Below are 20,578 nucleotides of genomic sequence, written 5' to 3'. Positions count from 1 at the left end.
CCCTTCCGTAACCAGGAGATACTCCATGAACAATACGACGTCTCACCAAGGACGCCTCAAATCGTTGCGCGCGGCAAGTATCGGCAATGCGCTGGAATGGTTTGACTGGACCCTGTACGCAACCTTTTCGGTGTACCTGGCAAGCAATCTGTTCGACAAGACCGATGCGCGCTCAGCGATGCTCGCAACCCTTGCTGTGTTTGCGGTTGGCTTTGTCGCACGCCCGGTCGGCGGCTGGTTGTTTGGCCGGCTGAGCGACCGACTGGGGCGTCGGACCATCATGGTGATCACCATGCTGCTGCTTGCGATCAGCAGCCTGGGCATCGCGCTGATTCCCAGCTACCAGAGCATCGGCCTGTACGCCTCGGTCGCGCTGCTGGTTTTTCGCCTGATGCAGGGGCTCGCCCATGGTGGCGAGACCGGGGTGTCCTACACCTATGTCGCCGAAATCGCCCCGAGCAAGCACCGTGGCTTATGGTCGAGTTCCGTCTATGTGGGCGTGACGCTAGGGGTCATGGCAGCGACGGCGGTGGCGGCGGCGCTGACCTGGCTGCTGGGCGCGCAGGCCATGGGTGAGTATGGCTGGCGTATCGGTTTTGCCATGGGGGGAGTGCTTGGTTTTTACGCGCTGTTCTTGCGCCGCGGTGCGCAGGAATCTCATGTGTTTGTAGCGCAGCAGGGGCAGGCGCGGCCGCCGCGCAAGCTGTCCACGGGGGAGATGCTGCGCGTTGCGCGTAACATCGTCATGCTGGCCGCGGCCGCCAATGTCACTTACTACGCCTGGGTCACGTTCGGCGCTTCGACCGCGATTGCCCAGGGTATGGACGCCACGGGTGCCTACATGGCCAGTCTTCTCGCGCAGGTCCTCTGTGTGTGTTGGTTGCCGGTCTGCGGAATGTTGTCCGATCGGGTAGGGCGCCGGCCCATGGTCATTGCCTGGGGCCTGGGTGTGATCCTGCTGACCTATCCCATCTCGATAATGGTGACCACTGAGCCCTACACGCTGTTTTTGGCCCAGGTTCTGGGGCTTGGCGCCTGGTCGCTGATCGCGGCGATTTTCCCTGCGGTGCTGTCCGAACAAGTGCCGACCCAGGCACGGGCGCAGGGCGTCGGCCTGGTGTCTTCGATCTCGGTGGCGATCTTTGGCGGCACCGCCCCCTATCTACATAACTATCTCAGCGGCGCCGACCTTGGCTACCTGTATGTCAGCTATGTCATTGGCTTGGGCGTTGTCACCGTCCTGGCTGGGTTTCTTATCGAAGAAACGGCGGGCATTGACCTTGCGCATATCGGGGCGCCTGGCGCGCGAGTCCGCGTAAATGCATTGACTGCTGGATCCGCAGAATCCACCGAACCAAGGAGTATGACGCAATGAATTCAGCCGCCCCCCAAAACGCCGCTGCCCGAGGTGAACGACCGGGCGCCAACGTGACCGTCAGCCAGGCTTCGGGCCCACGTCAGGCCGCACGCGAGACCTGGGTGGAAGTTCCTTGCGAGTCTGGCCCGGCTGCCGCTTGGTGCTACTCGGACCGCCGCGCCTACAGCCCGGGTGATACGGTTTGCCTGTATCTGTCGTCGAACTGCGCGCAAGTAAGACTGCGGATTTATCGTGATGGAGCCAACACCTGTACGGTGCATACCACCGACAGCCTGGACGCTTGCTTCCACCCCATACCCGAACGTGCCTATGAGCATGGCTGCCAGTGGCCAGTCTTCATGCGATGGACAATCCCGGTGGAGGCCGAGCCGGGTGGCTATATGGTCGAAGTACGGGATGGCGCTGACAGCGTGCTGGGGCATCATCTGTTTATCGTCAAGGCGCTGCTCAAGCGCGCCGATGCCTTGGTGCTCGTTGCAGCCACATCGACCTGGGCCGCTTATAACGACTGGGGCGGTGCCAATCATTACTTTGGCCTTCACCCCGGCACGCCGCGTGGCCGCTCACCGTTACTCTCGGCACAACGGCCCTGGGCGCGTGGGCAGGTCTGGCTGCCGGAGGGTGCGCCCCGTTGCATCAACACGACCCGGCCCCGCAAGCCAGGCCCGGCGCGTTATGAGTTCATCGAATGGGCGGCTCTTAACGGCTATGCCAAGTACTACGCCTTGGCGGGTTGGGCTTCGTTCGAGAGGCCTTTTGTGGTCTGGGCCGAACAGCAGGGGTATAGGGTCCATATCCTGACCCAGGACGATTTGCATCACGACCCGCGCGCGCTGGAGGGCTACGCCTGCGCCGTCTTTGCCGGGCACGACGAGTATTGGACGCGAGAAATGCGCGACCACGTCGACGCCTTTGTCGAGGAGGGCGGCAAGGTCGCGCGCTTCGCTGGCAATTTCATGTGGCAGATTCGCCTGGAGGAGCAGGGCCGGCGGCAAGTGGCCTACAAGTACGATGCCGGTGCACTCGATCCTGTGGCGGCTACCGAGCCTCATCGGCTAACGGGGGCCTGGGAAGATCCGAGGGTCAATCACCCGGGGGCATCGACGTTCGGGGTGAATGCTCTGCGTGGGATATACGCTAGCTTTGGCGCAATGGCACCGCGCAACCCGCGCGGATACACGGTCTTCAGGCCCCAGCACTGGGCGTTTGTGGGGACAGGCCTCGGCTACGCGGACATGTTCGGAGATGAAGCCAACATCTTTGGCTATGAAGTCGATGGCCTCGAATACACGTTCGTCGACGGCCTCCCAGAACCGCTCGGCACAGACGGTGCGCCTTGCCGATTGCAAATCCTTGCAATGGGCTGGGCGACCAATGCCGAGCATGGCCGCAGCGAAGATGCCTATTCATTCATGCTCGGCGATGGCGATGCCCGGTTTCGTGCTTCCATCCTGGCGCCTGACCTTAGTGACGCCAACATCGCTTTACACAGCCGTGGGGCCGGTATGGTGGTGCACTTCCACAAAGGCCGAGGTGAGGTCTTTACCGCCGCCACGTGCGAATGGGTACATGGGCTCATGCAAGCTGACACTTACACCGTGATGATCACAAAAAATGTGCTCGATCGTTTCTTGCTCACTCATCGGGAGGTGCGCTGAACGGGCGGGTGAATAACCGGTTGTTACCACACGAGGACCCCAAAGACTTCGTGAGTCAGTTTACCACCTTGTAGATAGACACTCAGGCGAACCAGAGGGGGGGCTATCATGGTTTCACCCACTGGCCGAGCCCGTCCATCACCGCCTGGCTCGGTGCGGTGGAAGTGGTACGCCAGGGTGTTGTAGTCGTTGCCGGCCGCTACGCTTATCAGCGCCACGTTTTCCAATGTGCCAAATCGTGTTGAAAGAGGGCTAGCGTCAGTGGCTTTTCCCCTCTCTATTTTTGAACAGTGCTTTGAGATTGGAAGGGTCTAGGCAGTCAGGTGCAATCGTCTGCGACTGCTTGAAATAGGCCTGAACTTTCGGGTTCGCGAAATCGCCTTTGAGCGCTAACAGGTAATACCCGTCGGCGCGAAACTGTTCCAGGCTCAGAGAAACCGGCTTGAGGAAGTCCCTCATAGTGGTCAACGGTAGTTCGCGGTTGGCTTCGGCTTGCAGTGAATCTTTGAAGCAGTACGAGCGTACTGCCGGCAGTGGATAATGGCCAGCGTACAGATCCGGCTGCTCTAGAGCACTGGCTAGCTGGCTATACTTGCGAAGAGACTCGGGGTCATCGAGCTTGAATCGCAGGAATGCATCGTCACAGTCGCGCAACACCATTATCGCTCCGGCAACCAAGCCTTGATCCGCGGCGTTCTGGTAAAGCGCGCAAGCCTCTACATGCATAGCCTTATAGCCACTTAAAAAGGTTGCCGCTTTACTCTCTTGCATATTCGCCAACATGAAAGTCGCTACACCGTGCCCTCCGGCGCTAGCTTTACGCAGCTCGTCCTCATAAGTCTCAAGTCCTTTGGTTGCCTCCTGTATTGACTGGCTCAGTGTGACCTTGTCAATTTTACCCTGCTGTTCTCTTTCAACCAGCTGAGCAGCTCGTTGTTGTATGGCATCACCTAACAGCATTGCGTGTTCAAAGACAGCTTCGGTTTCGGGGCTTGGCACAGCCTGCACCTCAGCACACAGAGCGATGCTGAAAAGGAGGACTGAAAGACGAAGTTTCAAAGGCGGTTCTTCCGTGATTGCAGTTGTCTGAGTCTCCATTGCTGTAATGGATTCAATCAGAGTGGGGTAGTTCACGTGCTCGACCATTCAAGCAACCCGACTGGGAGACAATCGAACGAACCTACCTGGCCGGGATTTGCTCTGCAGAGCGCCTCGCAAGCGCCACTGCAGCGGTGATGGCCGCTCTGGCTTGAGGGCTGTTCTTCCAGCAGGTCGAGCCTAATGCTGCTGATGCTTGAGCCAGGATGTCACCAACATCTGATTTTCGGAGTTCTGCGAGCGATTCGATACCCATTTGCTCAAGCCGTGTAATGACGGTTGGTCCTACGCCTTTGAGCGCGAGCAAAGCGGTCCTTTCATCTGATGAAAACGGCATCGTAAATTCCTTTTTTGGCGATGAGTCCACGCAAGTGTGCCCGACGCTAGAAGGTGCCTCAATAGCTCGACGTGCTCGTTTTGAGAATCTTCAAGGAGGGCGTACCGCCAGCATCCAGCCGATCAGGCAGTGATTCGCGCCGGCGGTTGGCAGAAAGATCGGGACGCCGGGGAAGGGGAATTGCGGAGCAGCTTAAGAAATTGCGCAACAGAAACACTAAGGGTCTGCATGAAGTATCTCATGCAAGCCCTTGATATATATGGTGCCCGAACCCGGAATCGAACCGGGACGCCCTTACGAGCGGGGGATTTTAAGTCCGGCCATAAAGTGCTTTAAATCAATAGCTTATGGCTATTTCCGGTCCGCAATAGTTCTGCAATGGCTCGCTTGTAGCCCTTTGTTTTCAAGGGAGCCATTTTTATTGCGGAACGGATTTTCACTTGGTTGGGAGCACTTTCAGGCCCTTGCGACGCCGAATGTACTGCTCTGTCATCCCGACGGTCGTGTGGCCCAATTGGTCCCGAGCGTCACGAATGCTACCTGTCGATTCCTCTTTGTCCGTGGCAGCTTTAGCGCGAAGGTCGCGCATCTGAAACGCAGACTTTTCAATCCCGGCCTTCATCCTGGCCGCGTCAAATCTCCCCCTCAGCATGCTTGCTGTCATCGGCTGGCCGTTGTCCATTACAACGAGCCTGGTTGATCGAATCTTGTGCCCCTTCTTCCTTTCCAGTATGCGGTCGATCACGACCTTCAGCTCCCCAACAACCTCGATTCGTCGTTTCATGCTGGTCTTCCCCTGCGTGATCAGCAGTTGATCATCCAGCAAGTGGCGCTCATCCATCTTCAGGGTGTCGCCAATGCGTTGGGCGGTGAGGTAGAACAGATCCAATGCGTCTTTGAGCGGTTGATCGGCGTGCAGGTATACAGCCGCTAGCATTTCGTCCTCGACGTAGGTGTCCCGGCCGGTCTCCTTGTTCCCCTTGATGCCCGCGCATGGGTTGGCGAGCGACGTGTAGCCGCTCTGGCGGGCGAAGTTCCAGATCGCACTGAGCAGAGCCTTTTCCCGATTGGCGCGTACCTTCGCGGTTTTTGAGCGATAGCGCAGGTACTGAACCACGTGCTTTGGTTCGATTGCCTCCAATGGACCTGGCGGGTCGTTGAAAAAGATAAGGAGCTGCTTCAACTCTCGCGCGTTGTCCTTCTGTGTGGCCGGCGACTTCGTAGGCACCACCTCTTCCACGTACTTGTTTGCGACGTACTCGAAGGTCAGCGCCGCGGCGACCAGCGCATTCGCTGCCCGGCTCTTTTCGAGGCGCGCATACTCAACTATCGCGGCACCATAGTCGGAGCCAAGGGCGATTTCCTTCCTGGGCTTATAGCCTGCATCGTAGTAGTAATAAACCCTTCCCCCGGATCGCAGGCGCTTGCGCAGCCGGGGGATGCTGCCGGGGTTGGTGGGCCGTCGCGCCATTTACTGAATTCCCATCCGTGGTTGCCATTCGGTCTTTTCGGGTTGCCGATCTTTCTTTCCGGCCAGCAACGATGCCGAGATAACGCAGGGCCAGCCATTTCGCTTGATAGTGTGGCGGATGCCATTGCGGGACAGGACCAGAATCTGTCCTGCCTTTGTCTTGGCACCTGTGAGTTCGCAAACGTCTTCGTGCGACAGGAAGTGAATTCCGTCCATACCTACCTCCCGCCGCCCGTGGTGGGCCGCGCAGTCTTGATGATGTGGATGATGAAACCGAAGCTGATCAGCAGCCAGGTTATGAAGCCACCGAAGGCCGTGATGATGTCTTGCGTTTCGCCTGAATTCAGTAGTGCAGGAATGCCTACTACAAAGCCAACGACCGTGCCGAACAGATACAGGATGAAGCCCGCGAGGATCAGGGTGAGCTTTATTGCGAACATGGGATGTCCTTGCCCGCCGTTCACCGGCAGGCACGTAGGGGAATGGGTTAGGGGTAGTTTTTGCTGATGCGTGTTGCGATGGCGTCAAGCTTTTCGACCATGCTCCACATGTGGTTGTTGTCACTGCGCGACACGACAAGGGAGCGCTGAACATTCCGGCCCATGAGGATTGCGATAGCCAGTCGGATCATGGCTGCCTCGAACTTTCGTCGGATGAATCCGTCTCGCGGGATCATGGCCTTGGCCCCTTGTAGATGAACACGTAGGCGAACCAGAGTGTGGCGATCATGGCGTCACCCGCTTGAACTCGACCACCCATACCCACGGGTTGGCTTGCCAGTCGCCGCCGACGGATGACCAGAGCAGTTCGAACGATTTGCGCGGATCAGCGCTGTATGTCTCGATCCCCTCGACGTGCCACCAATCACCCAGTTCCGCGTGATCGGTGTAGAGCCTTACGCCCTCGGCCTTGGCTTGCTCTTCGCTGATGTCCTGCAACCGCTCGACGCGCACGTCGGTGATCTCCAGCAGGATGCGGCTGTCACGGCGGCGCATGTGGATGCTGGGCTTCCATGGGCCGCCGTAGTCGGTGCGGTTGTCGCACTCGCGGTAGACAACCCAGCTTTCGCCAGGCGCCTGGGCCACGCTGATCTCCGCCCAGGCTTCGCGCACCCACAGCCGGTCGCCGGGCTTGCCATACGGACAAGGTGCGTATTCTTCAAGCTCCTTGGCGCACTCAGCTTCGGTCGATCCAAATACGCAGAAGCCATAGCGCGGGTCTCGCTGGCCAATTGCGCTCCAGCGCTGACGATCGCCAACCGGAATGGCGGTGTCCTCGGTTGGGATTTGGAAGCCTTTCACTGCGCGCCGCGTGACCGTCTTCCGGCCTTCCAGGATGGCGCGCACCATCGGCGCCGAGAACAGGATGGGACGTTCTTTCGGTTGCGGTGAGATGGTCATCAATAGCCCTCCCAGTTCATGCTCTGGATGTATTCGTTCGGGATGGTCACGGCTGCGTCGGGTATTGCGCTTTCGACTTGGGTGTCACCGAAATATCCGATAGCTGCCTGAGCGCGCTCCATCGACAGCTGGGCGTGTCGCAACTGCCAGGACTTGCGGGCCTTGTAGGAGCGAAGTGCCAGCGCCTTGTCGGTATAGGCGAAGCGCTTACCCCAGCTGCCGCCGTCTTTCAGTACGCGCTTGCGGCGCTTTTTCACTGCATCAACGGTCCAGCTGTATTGCGGGCCCTTGATCAGGTCGCAGGTGTAGGTGTCGCCGATGTAGTAGCACTGCGCGGTTTCGCCGATCACGTGGTAGGTGATGCAGTGAACCTCAAGACCATCCGGGCCGATGGTGTCGATGTAGCGGAAGTGATCCGGCCCGGCTTTTTGAGTTTCTTCAGGCATGACTTCGTCCTTGCCGCTATAGCGGCTGGCTTTGAAGGGGGAGGGTTACTGTCAGGTAGCGCTTCGGACGCGCTATGATTCGGTTTTTAACGAAGCGAGGAACACGGATGTCTAGCTCGTTTCAGGCCTTCGGGTTTATCTTTCTTGCGTGTGGTGCGAGTCTTCTTCATCTATGGCTTATCTGCTGGGTGATGGTCAGCAGCATCGGCGGGTTGAAGAGAGCCATGTTACTGGCAGCACTTTTACTTGCTCCAATATCTGCTCTTACGGCCGGGCACGGCTGGTATGGAAAGCTTATCTTTCCAGAAGATATTGTGATCAGTTCGGACTAAGGGCTGCCCGCGTGCATGCAGATGTTCATTGCGTGGAAGGCTTCGAAGTTTAGGCCGGGCAGGCCGGTCATGGGGCCGCTGAGGTAAATCCGGTTGCTGCAAAATGCACTTGACGGCATGATGTTTCTCCAGTTTCTATCTAAGGAGTGGAAGTGAAAAAATATCTTTATGGAAAGAGGAAGTTTCTTGGTGACATAATTTCAGGAAAGTCTGGGCTGCGTTTCAGCGACATAATTCATTACTCAGTAATGGAAAATGAATTAATGAGGGATGATGAGCGTACGAAGGTTTTTGAAATACCTAAGGAGTGTTTCAGGCTTTATGTGAATGATAAGGAAATAAATCCGGCGGATATGGTGGGAGGTACTATTCTAAGTATGCCTGTAGACAGGTGTTATTGTGTTTGCTTTAGTAGTAAACCTAATGATCAGGTGCTTTTCAAACGCTTCAATGCTGATGTCTGCTTAGAGATTGATATAGATAACCTTCTGCATTTTCTGTCTATAGCCGTTCAGAAATTTGAAGGTATGTCCGTGATTCATAAAGACGTAAATTATTATCCTGCAATAATGGCGGATTCCTTTCCTGACTTGGATAGCATATTGTTTTATAAGAGGGATATTTACTCGATTGAGAGTGAATATAGAATCGCGATTACAGTTCCACGCCACAGAACACACTTCAAAGGTGAGGGTAATGACAAAATCAAAATGTTTTCTGATGATGTGAACGATATTCGACACCTTTTCATAAATGGAAATACGCCTGAAATTAACAAAAGCTATCTCACAGGCGTTTTTTATTTTCCGGAAGATACTAAGCCGCCAGCGAGTTCATAGAACTGATCCTCCATGGGTCATTGGCCCTGGCCAGCGCTGCCATGGGCGGTGGGCTCACACTGTTGCCGCACATGTGCACCTGCTGCGTGACGGTGAATGGCTTGCCGTCTGCACCGTGGGTGATGTGGTAGTCGGCGGGGAAGCCCTGGGCCTTGTACAGCTCGGCCGGTTTGAGCATCCGCAGGCAGATGTCGACGATCACGTAGGGCGTACCCTTAACCATGACGGTGACCAGGGCCAGGCGGTCCTTGGTGGTGATGGTGGGTGTCGGTGCGTCGCAGGCGCTGACGTTCTCGGTGCCGTAGTAGCTGATCAGGAAGGCGGCGACGCGCAGTGCACCGGCTTCGTGTTCAGGTGACAGGGTGAGCGACACCAGTGAACTCTTGCCGCCGCCACCGGCGGTGATGGTCGGCGCCGGATCATCCAGGCCCTGGCCCACGCTTCCGCCGAATGCCCGCTCCATGAATGCGCTGACCAGCCCGTGGTGCTGGCCGCCGGCGCTGATGGTGTGCAGCGGGTCATTGGCGTCCCTTGCATCACAGTTGCCACGCATGTGCACCAGGTGCGCCGTAGTCAGCGCATGGTGTTGACCGGTCGTCACGGTGGGCACGGGGCAATCAAGGTTCGTCGGCGCGTGGCCGGTGGTGTTCGTCACCAGGGTGGCCGTCACTAACTGCTGCTGACTGCCGGTGTTGGTCACCGTGGTCATCGGGTCGCGGATGTCCTTGGCGTGCACAGTGTTGAATCCTCCGTTGGCCTGGATCATCACCGCGGTGCTGACGGACTGCCCGCCGCCGCTAGCAGTGACTGTGCCCACCGGGCCGCAGATGTCGTTCACCCCGTGGGAGCGGCGCTTTGTCGCGCCAGAACCCTCGCCGTGCCCGGCCTGTACGATGCAGGCCGAGGCGAGTGCCCGGTGGTTTTGGGTCATCAGGGTGCCGGTGGGTTGATCCACGCTTACGGGCTTGCCTGAGTATGCTGGGCCACCGGCCCCGACCATCAGTGGGCTGATCAGCGTCAGCTCGCCGCGATTCGCACAGGTTACCGTTGGCAGAGGTTCGAGCGGGTCATTGATCCGGTCGCTACCCTGGTGTGTCGCTGGTGCGATCACTGGGCTCACCACCGAAAATGCGCCGCCCTTGGGGTAGGAGGTGATTGTGCGCAGCGGCTCGCCGGCGGACTGCACCGACTCACCTGACCAGTTCGCGATAGGCACAATGAACGGCGCCGGGCTGTCGATGACGAATTTCTTCATGCCCTTGGCGACGCGGCGCAGGGTAGCGTCGGCCAGGTCTTTCTTGCGGCCGAAGATGCTCTTGCCCAGGTCGCTGAAGTCGATGCAGTCCGCGGCGGTCTTGTACTTCTGCTGGCCCTTGGCTGGGATCTTCGCGTGGGTCGGCTCCGGCCACACCACCGGCCGGCCGTCGCACCGGGCGATCATGAACAGGCGCTCCCGGCTGGTCGGCGCACCGAAGTCGCAGGCCTTGACGACTTTCCACTCGACGACATAGCCCATGCCTTCCAGCAGGGCCACGAAGCGGCGCCAGGTGCGGCCGCGCTGTTTCGGGTCCGGCACTAGGAACTGGTTTGACACTGGCACCTGTTCGCCTGGCCCGGCGACCCGGTTGGTGGTTTTCCCTTTCTTCGTCGGGTGCGGCACCTGGTCCAGGGTCACCACCCGGCCGGTGGCCTTGTCGCGTTTGGCGATCAACCGGCCCCACTGCAGGATCTGTTTCACGTTCTCCAGACTGATCACCCGGGGACGCTTCATGCCTGCCCACTTAAGCCCGATCCACGACAGGTTGCGGATCTCACGCTTGCGCGGCTGGCCGCCGGCTGCCTGGGAGTGGTGGGTGCAGTCCGGCGACATGTGGAACCAGCCCACGGCCTTGCCGCCGCACTCGGTGTCAGGATCACCCTCGAACACGTCGGTGGTGTAGTGCTTGGCGCCTGGGTGATTCACGGTGTGCATGCTGATCGCTTGCGGGCTGTGATTCTTCGCTACGTTCACGGTGCGGCCCAGGCCCATTTCCAAGCCGGTCCCGGCGCCGCCGCCGCCGCAGAAGAAGTCGACAACGATCTCATCGTCCTGAGGGTTGAAGCCGAGTCCGTATTGGGTTTTGAAATCGAAGGGGTGTTTCTTCTGTTGTGCGGACATAGATAATCCTTGCCGGGCGGCGTGATCTTTAAATTGGGGGCGGTGAGGCGATTTATTCGCAGAGCCCATAGGCAGAAGAGCAACTGCTCTGGCTGTCGGTGCGGGCGATCAGGTCGACCATGTCGAACTGGCGGCCGCCGCGTGCGGTGTTGCTCCAATCGACGATCCGGTCAATTCCATGCGTGACGGCGCTCACCTTGTCATCCGATCTGACGGTGGGGTCTGTGACGGTGGCGAAGAACGTTGCCGCGCCGCGCTTGCTGGCGATGCTCACCAGTCGCTCCCACTCGCGCACCCGGTCAACTTCTTCTGGCCACCTGGCCGCGATCTGCCGGAGCTCGTCTTTCGCACACATGATGCAGGGCATACAGCCCACGCGATTACAGCCTTGCAAGTACAGCGGGTTCGGCTTGATGCCGGCCGCCCGGTGAGCCTCGAAGACCGAATCAACCGTCCACTTCAAGATGGGCCGATAGTTGAACAGGCCGCCGCCAACCTCATCGCACTCTGGTAGGTACTTGCGGGCCGGCGACTCATCAGCCCGAACGCCTTGCCAGGACAGCAGCATGTTCTCGCCGTCCATGAGCGGCAGGTAAACCTGCTCGATGATTGGATTGCGCTTTAGCTCGTCGGTGCAGAAGCGTGCTTTGGTGCTAGGGAATCGGCCTTTCCACAGGCACAGGTCCAGAAACGGGTTGCCAGTTGGGTGAAGGACTTCCAGGGCACCCAGCACCACCGATTCCGCTACACCTTTTTCGCGCCACTTGGTCTCGATGAACTTGCGCTTGCCGGCGATCTGCCTGGAGAAGTCTGCCTTCACCCACCGGATGGGAACGCCCGTGGCTTCCGCCAGGTAGTGGAGGTAGTCGTACGTCTCTGGATGCTCATGCCCGGTGTCAGCCACTACAGCGCTGAGGTTCGGCACCTCCAGCTCGCGGGCGACCAGCAGCGTAGCAGTGCTGTCTTTACCGCCGCTCATGCTGACGATGTTGTGAGTAGACATAGGAGATCCTCGCCGGCTGGCGTGATTCGTTGATATGGGGTATTACGGGTGACCGGCATGGAGCCGGATCAAGGAGCGGGTATGGCTTTTAACAATGGCTCGATAGCTTGGCCCGATAAGCTTTATAGGTACATGAACGAGCCGGATCATGTGGATCAGTTCGTTTCTGGAAAGATTTATCTAAGTACCCTCGACAAATGCCGGAGACACGAAAACAAACAGCAGCGCGATGTCGGGGAGGGTCTGCAAACCTATAATTCTGGGGCGCCGATCACTGGAGATTTAAGCAATCCTGATTTTGCCTATATCGCGGAGATGTCAGGCATCAAGACTGATGCGTCTTGCACCGACATCAGACTTGCGAACAACGAGAAGACTACCTTGGCGGATGGTTACGTGCTTTGCATGACGCTAGGATTTGCCGAAGAGAATCTCACTGACGACTTTGGAAAACACTGTGTCGAGATTTTTAACCCAGAAGCGTTCTTCCAACTCTTGAACTCTGAGCTCCTCAAAAGATGGCAGACGGGGCAAGGCCAGTTCGGGCCTATTGTTTATAAGCAAAGACATTTCACAGGAACTCAACAGGCGCCCGGTCGGCCCGCGTTTGTGAAGCCGCCGGATCAATATGAAGACCAGCAAGAGTTTAGATTTTTCTGGCCGGGGCCTCGGGGGCAGTTCGTGAGTCCTGGCGCATTCCCCGTTCCAGGGCTTGCGGAGTTCTGCCGAAGGATTGCTTGAGCGCCAAACCTGCGTTTACCGGATGCAGTGAGTAGGGTGAGTTATGCTGGTTCGATGATCTCGTCGCCAGGATCTTTCTGGATGGCGAGCAAGCTTTTATTGCGAAATTCCCGCGCCACCTTTTCCGAAGGTTCGAAAACGTGGCGCGGCGGAGAAAGTAGCGGCTGACACTTCGCGGAGCCCAGTGCATGCAGGTGATGAATCATCAGCGTCATCGCCTCGCCCTGCTCAGTAATGCCTGACCACTCCATCAGGTCGGCCAGGGCCTGGCGGGTGCCAGGGCGAACCCTGAGCCTCAATTCCTCTTCGGCAAGTGCCACACGCTTCCTGGCAGACTTGGCCGAGCGTTCTTTCTGGGGTACTGCTGCCATGGCCTACCTCTTCTATTCCGCTGGCCGGCAGTGCGAGCCAGGTTTGACGTTTGCGTTGCTGGGTGCGGGCTATGCGGCGCATGAGGTACTGCCACGTCGTGCCTTCGGGTAGTCGATGCCGAACTTTGCCAGCAGCCGCTCCAGGGTCTTGTTTGAAATCGCTAGCTTCCCGCAACACTGGCGCCGGGTGATGCCAAGCTCTTTGAATGCCTTTATGCGCTCGGCGTACTTTTCGTCGCGCTCCAGTAGCTGCTTTTGGCGTTCCGGCCCGTTGTACCCGCCGTGATTTGTTCTTTTGAACTGGAAGCCGAACTCTTTCGACATACTCAGGAGCGTGCGCCGACAGATTCCCAAGGCATGCATCACCTCTGTCTGGGTGTGCGTCGGCGCCATTGCCATCACCTGCTCGGCCTTCTTCCTGCGAGCCTCTAAGCGCATATCGACGAGATCTGACGGCTCGACAGGTAGCGGCACCGCCTCTACCCGACGGCGAACAAATGGCTTTGGCGCCGGTGGCATCTGGTTGCTGTAGGTGATGGGCTTGGGCTTATAGCCGATCGGTTCGGCTACTTCGATCTTGCCGCCGTCCGCCAGGTACTGCTCGACCTGGGAAGCCAGCTCGGCCGATGCTGGCCGTAGCGCCTCGACCAGGCTTAGGTGGTTGCTGATCATGATTCACCCTCAGCGCAGTAGCGCCTTCCGAACAAATTGGTCAAGGTCCGGCTGATTCAGGAGCCAGCGCCTGTAGTCGCTAGGCAGATCAGCAAAGGCGGCACCTTTGTGTTTGCCGAATCCGATAATTGTGGGGATTCGCGCATCCTCTGAGATCTTCCACAGCTCTTCCCAGTCGCTGACCGGCCGGCCACGCTCGGCAGCGAGTTGGTCGAGAATTTTCACCAGCAGCAGCCGACAATTCTTCACGTCATCCAGCGCTGCGTGGGCGTTGCGGAGCAGGCCTGTCGCTTCGGCGCGGTAGTGCAAGTAAATCATTGCGGACTGGGTGTGGCTGTCGGCGTCCGGCCAGAGCTTTGAGCTCAGCGCCCGTGTGCAGATGCGCTTGACGTCAGGCTCCCCGATGACGCGCCAGTCATAGTCAACGTTGTGCCCGATCAGGTATTCAACATCGTTCGGCAAGTTGAAGTCGGTATGCGGATGGAAGCCAGCAAGCTCTTCGTCAAGGATGTGGCTGGTTGCCAGAGCACTCAACTCGATCGGCTTGCCAGGCTTGTAGCGCTGAAGGAAGTCAGCCGTAACTGCGAGGCTGCTGATGCTTTCCAGTTGGAGCCATGCCGCCTCAATTAGGTGTGGATCGTTTAGGCCAGTTGTTTCGCTGTCGAAGATGTATGCGGTCATGCTTTTTGCCCTTGGGGGTTAAGTTCTAATTTGCGCTTATCTTTGGCTGCGACCACTTGAGCAACCAGGTGATCAAAGCCGATGGCGATCGCCTTGGCCGCATTGAATGCTGATTGAAGCGCGACCATGTCAGATGCGCCGGCGATGTCTGCAATCGCATCAACCAGCAGTTCCTTGGCGCGCGCTTCCGGACTTACACCGGAGTTGAGCCAGGCAAGAAGTTTTCTCCCGGTGCTCTCGTCGATAAGTTCAGGCTGCTCGAACAGCTTTGTCCTATCCTTGCTGGCCAAGGCGGTGTGCGCGTCGTGAGTCAGATCAAGGACAACTGTGAACTCGTAGTCGGTGCCGTCGCGCTGCTCGGACTTCATCCCAAGCTTGACGATCTTCTTGCCCTCACCCTGGACTGTTTCGGTCTTGCTGCGCATGGTGCAGATGACGTGCAGTGAGCTGGTTAAAATTTTGTTGGTGAGTTGCCGGTGTCGAGGCGTCGTTTCGTTCCAGGCTGCCCAGGTGTTGCCACGGAATTTCTGGTGAGCCAGCGCTTCGTTCGCTTCAAGGCAACCGCCCGGGCCAGTCCATTCGTGCGAATAGCTGTCGATGATCAGCACGTTGTAGCCAGCGGCCTCTGCGGCGGTGATGGCTTCTACGTAACGCTCAGGTGTGAACGGTGCCTGCAGCTCAAGCACATCGAAGTCGGCGATGTCTGAGTACAGAGACGCGCTACCTTGCTCTGTATCGATTACCGCGATTGATCCGCCAAGCCCTTTAGCCATGAGCAACGCGGAATAGGTTTTTCCTGATCCAGACGGCCCGGCAAGTGCCAGCCGTAGCTTGGCCTGCTTGCGTTCGGCTTTCTTGAACATTTGAGTTTCCTCAGCTTGGTTGGTTGTCCCACTGCCGCTGGATGCGGCGGGCTTCGTCTTCGTACTCTTTGCGCTGCTCGCCGGTGAATCGCTCAGGCGAGAAGGCGCCGACCATCATCCAGTCGAACTGGGCAGCCATTGCCGGGCTCATACAGCCCTCCTGTGGCTCAGTCCCATCAGCTGGGCTGCTTGGGCCATGGTTTGTGGCTGGATCACGCCGAGGTTGCTGGCTACTCGCTTGAGCACCACCAGGTCATCCAGGGTCCGCGCCTTGTCGATGTAGCCGGCCAGGGTGACCAGCTTCGACTTGCTGTCTGTCAGGGCCATGCCAAGATGCACAATGCTGAACTGGCGAACGTCCCTCCCTACAGCTGTGCTGACCGACTCGAAAACCTGCTCCAGCTTCTTCTTGGCGTAGTTCGCCTCGACCTGGGCGCGCTTGCGGTCATCGACGGCCGCAGCCAGCTTTGCTTCCAGGTCCAGCACCATTTCCGCTGAGCCGCCAAGCTTTTCGATGCGCTCCCGTTCCGCCTGGCGGTGGGCAGCATCAAGCTCTTCGCGCTCGATCTTGGCGGTTGGTGCGGCATGGGCAATCGTCCGCAGATCGGCAGCCGATAGTGGGGATTTGCTTTCTTGAGACATAGAGCCTCCGGAGCGGCATGAGGCGCCGCGGGCGATATTTTGGGTGGGTGCTAAGCAGCAGATGCACGAGAGGACTTGTAGATGTCGTCGATACACGCTTGAAACTCTCGCTGCTCGGTATCGCTGATAGTCCGCAGAAGGAACGCCAGGGTAATCGCGGAGCGTGCCGCGGCGCTTGCGTTCGGCTTTTCTACGTCTCTGCGAAGCTCTGCAAGCTCGGCATTGATCCAGCCGACAGCAGTATCGTGGTCTCGCTGCTGGGAGCTCACTGGGCACTCTCCAGGCTCCGGGCGAGGGCGCAGGCTTCGTTGTGGTTGCGGCGGAATCCCATCACCTTGCCGGTTTTGGTATCAACCACATGGAAGAAGTCACGTCCGGCAGGTTTGACCACCATCCGGAAGGCAACCACTGGCTCAGGCCGGCCGATCAGCCGGTACAGCTCAATGGTGGCAAGACGGGAACGCTGACGCAGGCCGTCGACAATGTCGCGGCGCGATTGAATGCTGTGGTGCATGGTCGCCTCCAGGGTGGCGTTATTCGGTGGGCGGGGCGGGGAGCGGTTGCCAGTGAGTCGGCGGGTTTTCTTCGGTGAATCCGCCGTCCCATGACATCCAGAAAGGCTCGATTTCTTCGTACTCCGGGCATCGGCAAGCGCCGCCGCAGTCGCCTGCATCCCGGAGCAGTTCGTCGCCGACTGTGTAGTGCCCAAGGGTCACGCGGGGCGGAATTGGCACGCCGTCAAACGTCTGCCCGATGGAGGCGAGCAGTACCTCGGTTCCATCCATCGGCGCACTCGCAATTTCCTTCCAATCGCTCATGGCGACCTCCAGTGTTTGGGGTTAGGCGGAATCAGCGGCGCCAGTCGCTTTCTAGTTGCTGCTTGAGCGATGCAACTTCGTGCTCAAGCTGCTTGACTCGGGCGCCGACGATTTCAGGGCCCATCAGATCGCACAGCGGCTTCACCATGGCGTCCCAACTGCTGAAGCTGATGAAGTGCTCGGCCTGATAGCTATCGCTGACCTTGACCATTGAGCCGCCGACCTTCTCGAACTTCCCGGCGATCAAGTTTTTGATTACTCCGGAAACCCGATTTCCAATGTTCGAATCAGTGTCGGTGACTACGTGCGGCAAGTAATCGCAGTAGAGGTCGCCCATGATTCCGTCGATCACTTCCTTGGCCTGTGCCTTGAGCTGATGCATCGCTTGAACCAGCAGTTCTTCGCGCACTTCTTCGTTCGATTTGACGTCCATGGCTTGCTCCGTTGTTTGTTTTGGTTCACCTGTATTCGTCAACACTCATGCCTCCCGCTGGTTGCCGATGGGCGCGGGGTGAGTGCTGACGGGTAGAGGCGGGGAAGGGTGTTTTCTGCATCGGGGTGTGATCTGCCCAGGAATCGAACCTGGAAGACTTACGCGTTCGGCTACCGGGCGCCCGTCGCCTTGCGCTGCATATCTGTGGCGATACCGGCCTTCATACCGTCGAACCGATCCACAAATCACACTCCGATGCAGCCTGGTGCTGGGGAGTACCAGGGCCTCGGGCAGTTAACGACAGGCTGTCGTTGGCGCTGGTTGTAAGTGCCGGTCAGCCCCGGCTTGCTCACCACTGCCCAGGTGACGGGCTTTGCGCTAGGCTGAGTGCTCTCACACAACACAGCCACGCAAAAGAGGGTTATCAATGACACGGTATTTCCATATCGCTGCCACGATGCTTGGAGATGGAAGCGTTGTGCTTCCGGGGAATTACGGGCGCAACCTGAGGGCTTACTCGACCGGCCCGAATGGACCGCAAGGTAACTTCGTCGCCCTCGCTAGAGAGTTGATTTTCGAGAACGCTAGAAAACAGTATTACCCCGACAAAGTGTCTCGCTTTGAGGCGTGCTTTCTGTTTGAAAGTTATGAGTCCGTTCAAAGATTCGGCCATTACATCAATACAACAGGCGTTATCTATGAGGCGACGATAGTTAATCAGAATGCGAAGATTCATCGAGGTGACTTTTCGATGTTTCGAGATCCAACCCTTCATCATCAGGTGCCTTTCATCGAGTTGCATGAGCGTCAGGCCCATGACTATTGGACCAATGCACCTCAGCTGCGGGTGGGGCCGGATGGAATTGGAACACTGCTTCAGGACGTTGAAACAGCAGAAATATTGACTGATAGCCCCATACGACTGGAGCGACAGATAGGATTTGTCTAGCGAGGAGGCTCGGTGAGACTTGGGGCCATGTGTTGATTGCCTTGCCAGTCTGACTTCGGATCGCGCCTGCCGATGTCGAAAGATCTTGCGAACATTTCTTGCTGACCTGGCTTGAGAGGTTCAGGTTTAAGCAAGCTATCAGGGCATGGGCCTTGCCCGGCCATGTACAAGCACTTGGCCTCAATCCCGTGCTCACGCTGCGTGTCGGGGTGAATCACCGTTATCACCCCGCCGAACGCCTGAGCGATCAGCGCGTGTTCTGCTGCCAGCCTGCCAATCTCTGCGTAAGCCTCTTCTCTGGTCATTGCTGCTATCTCCGCTGATTTCCAATGCCGCCTCATAGAAGCGGCATCAGTAAATCTGTGGGTGCGACCCGCTACTGGCGTCAGTCACAGCATGCGATCTAGGTTTTCAGCAACCTGTTGGTCTACCAGGTCGGCAATCTTGAACGTGTCGTCTATTGAGAAGTGCGGGTTGCATTCAGAGCAGTGGCCGGCCACCTCAATCTCAATGGCGTGCTGGACTAGCTCTTGGTCGCGGAAGCAGGAAGGGCAGCGAACGGTATCGGTACCGCGCGCCTTTACCTTTCCGACACAGCATTTCTCTGCATCATCTTTCTCGTCGTGAGCGGATTCGCAAACATCACAGAGCCAAACATCGTTTATGTCGGGCTGGCAGCATCGCTCCGCCTCATGATGAAACTCATGAACTTCTGTGCAGGAACCGCACTCGTAGGCGCGTTTCGGCATATCAAGCACCTCTTAGTTATTGCGGCTTCGGGCGATAGACTGGACTGGTAGTGGCGTCTTGCCGCTGGTAATCTCGGGCAGGGTGATATTGGGGGGCGAAGGCAATGGATGCGAAGAACCTAGAGGTGCTAAGGCAGCTGAAGGATCAGATAGCGGTAAGTATGGAAAAGCCGGAAGTCAAATCCGGGACCATTGATCCTCAGGCCTTACTCCGACTGCTTACTGACGCAAATCTGAACATTCACGATGTTCCTTCTGATTCCAAGCGCACGCGCGACAACAAGAAAAAGAAGCATTCGCCGGCTAAGGTCTGCCCAAGTAAAGCTGTTTCACATGATCCAGCTAGAACTAAGCAAAAGTCCCCTTGGCCGGCGAACGAGTTCTTCCGAAGCGGTTCGGATACAAGTTTTCCAAGCCGTCTTCTGGCGCCGATTGCGCCGACACCAGTCAACGCACCGCAGAGAACCTCTAGGGCAAAAGGCGGCAAGTTTGTATTCAGGGGCGTTTCAGTCAGTCAGGCCCAGTACAAGGCGCTCAAGGAGTCACTAGCCCTCATGATTTACGGTAACGACCATGCGATCCTGACTAAGAAATTTGACGCATTGTCCTTTTATCTTGCTAAAGCGAAAGACGACAAAGAGGCTGCAGGGGTTTACGAAAAAATCTCGAAAATGCTTATCTCAGGCAAGACAAGCAAGTCCGAATCAGATGTTGCAAGGGAGCGAAGGGTCGCTCTAATTAAGGCCGACGTTGCAAAAGTAGCAAGCTCCATCAAGGCAGCTCAGGAGATTGTTGATAAAGACACTCCCGAATGGAGGAAGCGGTATTGCCACTTGTGCCGAGCTGAGTTTTTCATTCACCGAGACTGGGTTAAGCCACCAGCAATGTGTAAAAAATGCCGTGACAGCGCTCACGATGCGAGGACAAATAAGACTAGCAAGAACCGCAAGAGTGGCAGGACAGTCTACAGCCACTATGTGATCTACGGTGGAGGCTCTCCAGGGCTTGGTAAGCGTCACTAACCCGGGCAGTCCAGAAACCTTATGAAGTCCACATATAGGCTGATCACTTTGCCAGTCGGCAACTCAATGATCGCTGCCGGGTAGGTCAGTACCTGCCCCTCATCGATACAACTGTCTGTCGTGAATTCGTGAAATATTGCTTCTCCGCGATCCACTTTCTCAGGATTGGTTTCGTCATCATTCCAACCCAACACCATCACTTTTCTCATCAGTGCATCTCCGGCTGTAATCCCAGAGCACCCTCATCGAAGGTGCTCCAGTGATTCGCTACCGCGTTCTCGCTACGCATATCTGGATCATTCGCCAGTTCGGTATCCCTCGATCCGCCGCAGGTTCTCCCTGCGTTTCCTTCCAGCGCCAAAGTCACTCCCGTGGCGGTAGGTCAGATCAGATCGCCGGTCCCCAGTAGAGGCGTAGCGGCTAAATAGTTAGGTTTTGTTGAGAGCCTTTGCATCGACCCTCCCTGTCCTTGCCGGACAGGAGGCCCGCAACATCTCAGTCGCGGAAACCTTCTACG

Annotated in this window: 28 protein-coding genes; 6 read left to right on the top strand and 22 right to left on the bottom strand. The window is 57.6% G+C overall.

What is annotated here, in order from left to right:
* The first annotated feature begins 25 nt into the window (after window positions 1-25).
* Together AC3ISR_RS14745 and AC3ISR_RS14740 are read left to right on the top strand one after the other, a co-directional pair.
* Window positions 26-1,375 carry an MFS transporter gene (locus AC3ISR_RS14745; protein WP_489324330.1) on the top strand — a complete coding sequence of 450 codons (1,350 nt, stop codon included), beginning with the start codon at window positions 26-28 and terminating at the stop codon, window positions 1,373-1,375.
* A complete protein-coding gene (locus tag AC3ISR_RS14740) occupies window positions 1,372-3,036 on the top strand; it encodes a N,N-dimethylformamidase beta subunit family domain-containing protein (protein ID WP_489324329.1) in 1,665 nt (554 codons plus the stop codon). The genes AC3ISR_RS14745 and AC3ISR_RS14740 overlap by 4 nt, the downstream gene beginning before the upstream one ends.
* Before the next feature lie 258 nt (window positions 3,037-3,294).
* Here AC3ISR_RS14740 and AC3ISR_RS14735 read toward each other — a convergent pair whose 3' ends face one another.
* The 8 genes from AC3ISR_RS14735 to AC3ISR_RS14700 all read right to left on the bottom strand — a co-directional run bounded on the left by AC3ISR_RS14735 (window position 3,295) and on the right by AC3ISR_RS14700 (window position 8,239).
* A complete protein-coding gene (locus tag AC3ISR_RS14735; protein ID WP_489324328.1) occupies window positions 3,295-4,182 on the bottom strand; it encodes an aldo-keto reductase family protein in 888 nt (295 codons plus the stop codon).
* 34 nt (window positions 4,183-4,216) lie between these two features.
* Window positions 4,217-4,471 (bottom strand): helix-hairpin-helix domain-containing protein, encoded by a 255-nt coding sequence (locus AC3ISR_RS14730; RefSeq protein WP_225595626.1) that lies wholly within the window; start codon window positions 4,469-4,471, stop codon window positions 4,217-4,219.
* A gap of 436 nt (window positions 4,472-4,907) precedes the next feature.
* Complete coding sequence (locus tag AC3ISR_RS14725) at window positions 4,908-5,942, bottom strand: site-specific integrase (protein WP_489324327.1); 1,035 nt, start codon at window positions 5,940-5,942, stop codon at window positions 4,908-4,910.
* Window positions 5,943-6,158 (bottom strand): DUF4224 domain-containing protein, encoded by a 216-nt coding sequence (locus AC3ISR_RS14720; protein ID WP_305390866.1) that lies wholly within the window; start codon window positions 6,156-6,158, stop codon window positions 5,943-5,945. It abuts the gene before it with no gap.
* Between the two features lie 2 nt (window positions 6,159-6,160).
* Entirely contained in the window at window positions 6,161-6,382 is a 222-nt protein-coding gene (locus AC3ISR_RS14715) for a hypothetical protein (protein WP_489324326.1), read from the bottom strand.
* 285 nt (window positions 6,383-6,667) lie between these two features.
* Window positions 6,668-7,342 (bottom strand): hypothetical protein, encoded by a 675-nt coding sequence (locus tag AC3ISR_RS14710; RefSeq protein WP_305390862.1) that lies wholly within the window; start codon window positions 7,340-7,342, stop codon window positions 6,668-6,670.
* Window positions 7,342-7,788 (bottom strand): hypothetical protein, encoded by a 447-nt coding sequence (locus tag AC3ISR_RS14705; RefSeq protein WP_305390861.1) that lies wholly within the window; start codon window positions 7,786-7,788, stop codon window positions 7,342-7,344. The genes AC3ISR_RS14710 and AC3ISR_RS14705 overlap by 1 nt, the downstream gene beginning before the upstream one ends.
* A 328-nt stretch (window positions 7,789-8,116) precedes the next feature.
* Complete coding sequence (locus AC3ISR_RS14700) at window positions 8,117-8,239, bottom strand: DUF4406 domain-containing protein (RefSeq protein ID WP_489324325.1); 123 nt, start codon at window positions 8,237-8,239, stop codon at window positions 8,117-8,119.
* Window positions 8,240-8,272: 33 nt separating this feature from the next.
* Between AC3ISR_RS14700 and AC3ISR_RS14695 the strand changes: the two genes are divergently transcribed.
* A complete protein-coding gene (locus AC3ISR_RS14695; RefSeq protein WP_489324324.1) occupies window positions 8,273-8,959 on the top strand; it encodes a hypothetical protein in 687 nt (228 codons plus the stop codon).
* Here AC3ISR_RS14695 and AC3ISR_RS14690 read toward each other — a convergent pair.
* Together AC3ISR_RS14690 and AC3ISR_RS14685 are read right to left on the bottom strand one after the other, a co-directional pair.
* Entirely contained in the window at window positions 8,937-11,117 is a 2,181-nt protein-coding gene (locus AC3ISR_RS14690; RefSeq protein ID WP_489324323.1) for a DNA cytosine methyltransferase, read from the bottom strand. The genes AC3ISR_RS14695 and AC3ISR_RS14690 overlap by 23 nt on opposite strands.
* Before the next feature lie 52 nt (window positions 11,118-11,169).
* Window positions 11,170-12,120 (bottom strand): phosphoadenosine phosphosulfate reductase domain-containing protein, encoded by a 951-nt coding sequence (locus AC3ISR_RS14685; protein ID WP_489324322.1) that lies wholly within the window; start codon window positions 12,118-12,120, stop codon window positions 11,170-11,172.
* 81 nt (window positions 12,121-12,201) lie between these two features.
* Here AC3ISR_RS14685 and AC3ISR_RS14680 point away from each other — a divergent pair, with 81 nt between their 5' ends.
* The gene (locus AC3ISR_RS14680) at window positions 12,202-12,861 is read left to right on the top strand and encodes a hypothetical protein (RefSeq protein ID WP_489324321.1); all 660 of its coding nucleotides are present in this window, start codon (window positions 12,202-12,204) and stop codon (window positions 12,859-12,861) included.
* Between the two features lie 41 nt (window positions 12,862-12,902).
* Here the strand turns inward: AC3ISR_RS14680 and AC3ISR_RS14675 are convergent, their stop codons facing one another.
* The 9 genes from AC3ISR_RS14675 to AC3ISR_RS14635 form a co-directional block, all read right to left on the bottom strand.
* A complete protein-coding gene (locus AC3ISR_RS14675) occupies window positions 12,903-13,232 on the bottom strand; it encodes a hypothetical protein (protein WP_489324320.1) in 330 nt (109 codons plus the stop codon).
* Between the two features lie 69 nt (window positions 13,233-13,301).
* Window positions 13,302-13,904: a hypothetical protein gene (locus AC3ISR_RS14670; protein ID WP_489324319.1), complete on the bottom strand. Its 603-nt coding sequence runs from the start codon at window positions 13,902-13,904 to the stop codon at window positions 13,302-13,304.
* Between the two features lie 9 nt (window positions 13,905-13,913).
* Window positions 13,914-14,585 carry a 3'-5' exonuclease gene (locus AC3ISR_RS14665; RefSeq protein WP_489324318.1) on the bottom strand — a complete coding sequence of 224 codons (672 nt, stop codon included), beginning with the start codon at window positions 14,583-14,585 and terminating at the stop codon, window positions 13,914-13,916.
* The gene (locus tag AC3ISR_RS14660; RefSeq protein ID WP_489324317.1) at window positions 14,582-15,448 is read right to left on the bottom strand and encodes an ATP-binding protein; all 867 of its coding nucleotides are present in this window, start codon (window positions 15,446-15,448) and stop codon (window positions 14,582-14,584) included. The genes AC3ISR_RS14665 and AC3ISR_RS14660 overlap by 4 nt, the downstream gene beginning before the upstream one ends.
* Before the next feature lie 10 nt (window positions 15,449-15,458).
* Window positions 15,459-15,599 carry a hypothetical protein gene (locus tag AC3ISR_RS14655; protein ID WP_489324316.1) on the bottom strand — a complete coding sequence of 47 codons (141 nt, stop codon included), beginning with the start codon at window positions 15,597-15,599 and terminating at the stop codon, window positions 15,459-15,461.
* Window positions 15,596-16,090: a hypothetical protein gene (locus tag AC3ISR_RS14650; RefSeq protein ID WP_489324315.1), complete on the bottom strand. Its 495-nt coding sequence runs from the start codon at window positions 16,088-16,090 to the stop codon at window positions 15,596-15,598. The genes AC3ISR_RS14655 and AC3ISR_RS14650 overlap by 4 nt, the downstream gene beginning before the upstream one ends.
* Before the next feature lie 265 nt (window positions 16,091-16,355).
* Window positions 16,356-16,604: a hypothetical protein gene (locus tag AC3ISR_RS14645; protein ID WP_489324314.1), complete on the bottom strand. Its 249-nt coding sequence runs from the start codon at window positions 16,602-16,604 to the stop codon at window positions 16,356-16,358.
* Between the two features lie 19 nt (window positions 16,605-16,623).
* Complete coding sequence (locus tag AC3ISR_RS14640) at window positions 16,624-16,908, bottom strand: hypothetical protein (protein ID WP_489324313.1); 285 nt, start codon at window positions 16,906-16,908, stop codon at window positions 16,624-16,626.
* 31 nt (window positions 16,909-16,939) lie between these two features.
* Complete coding sequence (locus AC3ISR_RS14635) at window positions 16,940-17,341, bottom strand: hypothetical protein (protein ID WP_489324312.1); 402 nt, start codon at window positions 17,339-17,341, stop codon at window positions 16,940-16,942.
* Between the two features lie 427 nt (window positions 17,342-17,768).
* Here AC3ISR_RS14635 and AC3ISR_RS14630 point away from each other — a divergent pair, with 427 nt between their 5' ends.
* The gene (locus AC3ISR_RS14630) at window positions 17,769-18,290 is read left to right on the top strand and encodes a DUF2441 domain-containing protein (RefSeq protein WP_489324311.1); all 522 of its coding nucleotides are present in this window, start codon (window positions 17,769-17,771) and stop codon (window positions 18,288-18,290) included.
* On the opposite strand, the gene AC3ISR_RS14625 is transcribed toward AC3ISR_RS14630, so the two are convergent.
* The gene (locus AC3ISR_RS14625) at window positions 18,287-18,595 is read right to left on the bottom strand and encodes a hypothetical protein (protein WP_489324310.1); all 309 of its coding nucleotides are present in this window, start codon (window positions 18,593-18,595) and stop codon (window positions 18,287-18,289) included. The two genes, AC3ISR_RS14630 and AC3ISR_RS14625, sit on opposite strands and share 4 nt — an antisense overlap.
* Window positions 18,596-18,679: 84 nt before the next feature.
* Window positions 18,680-19,039 carry a hypothetical protein gene (locus tag AC3ISR_RS14620; protein ID WP_489324309.1) on the bottom strand — a complete coding sequence of 120 codons (360 nt, stop codon included), beginning with the start codon at window positions 19,037-19,039 and terminating at the stop codon, window positions 18,680-18,682.
* Between the two features lie 104 nt (window positions 19,040-19,143).
* Here AC3ISR_RS14620 and AC3ISR_RS14615 point away from each other — a divergent pair, with 104 nt between their 5' ends.
* On the top strand, window positions 19,144-20,061 hold the full coding sequence (locus AC3ISR_RS14615) for a hypothetical protein (RefSeq protein ID WP_489324308.1): 918 nt from the start codon (window positions 19,144-19,146) through the stop codon (window positions 20,059-20,061).
* On the opposite strand, the gene AC3ISR_RS14610 is transcribed toward AC3ISR_RS14615, so the two are convergent.
* The gene (locus AC3ISR_RS14610) at window positions 20,058-20,270 is read right to left on the bottom strand and encodes a hypothetical protein (RefSeq protein WP_489324307.1); all 213 of its coding nucleotides are present in this window, start codon (window positions 20,268-20,270) and stop codon (window positions 20,058-20,060) included. The genes AC3ISR_RS14615 and AC3ISR_RS14610 overlap by 4 nt on opposite strands.
* Window positions 20,271-20,578 lie beyond the last annotated feature (308 nt).

This window comes from Pseudomonas sp. GL_117 (genome assembly GCF_057835125.1).
Note: the sequence above shows the minus strand (reverse complement) of the source record. Positions and strands in the feature narration are given on the sequence as shown.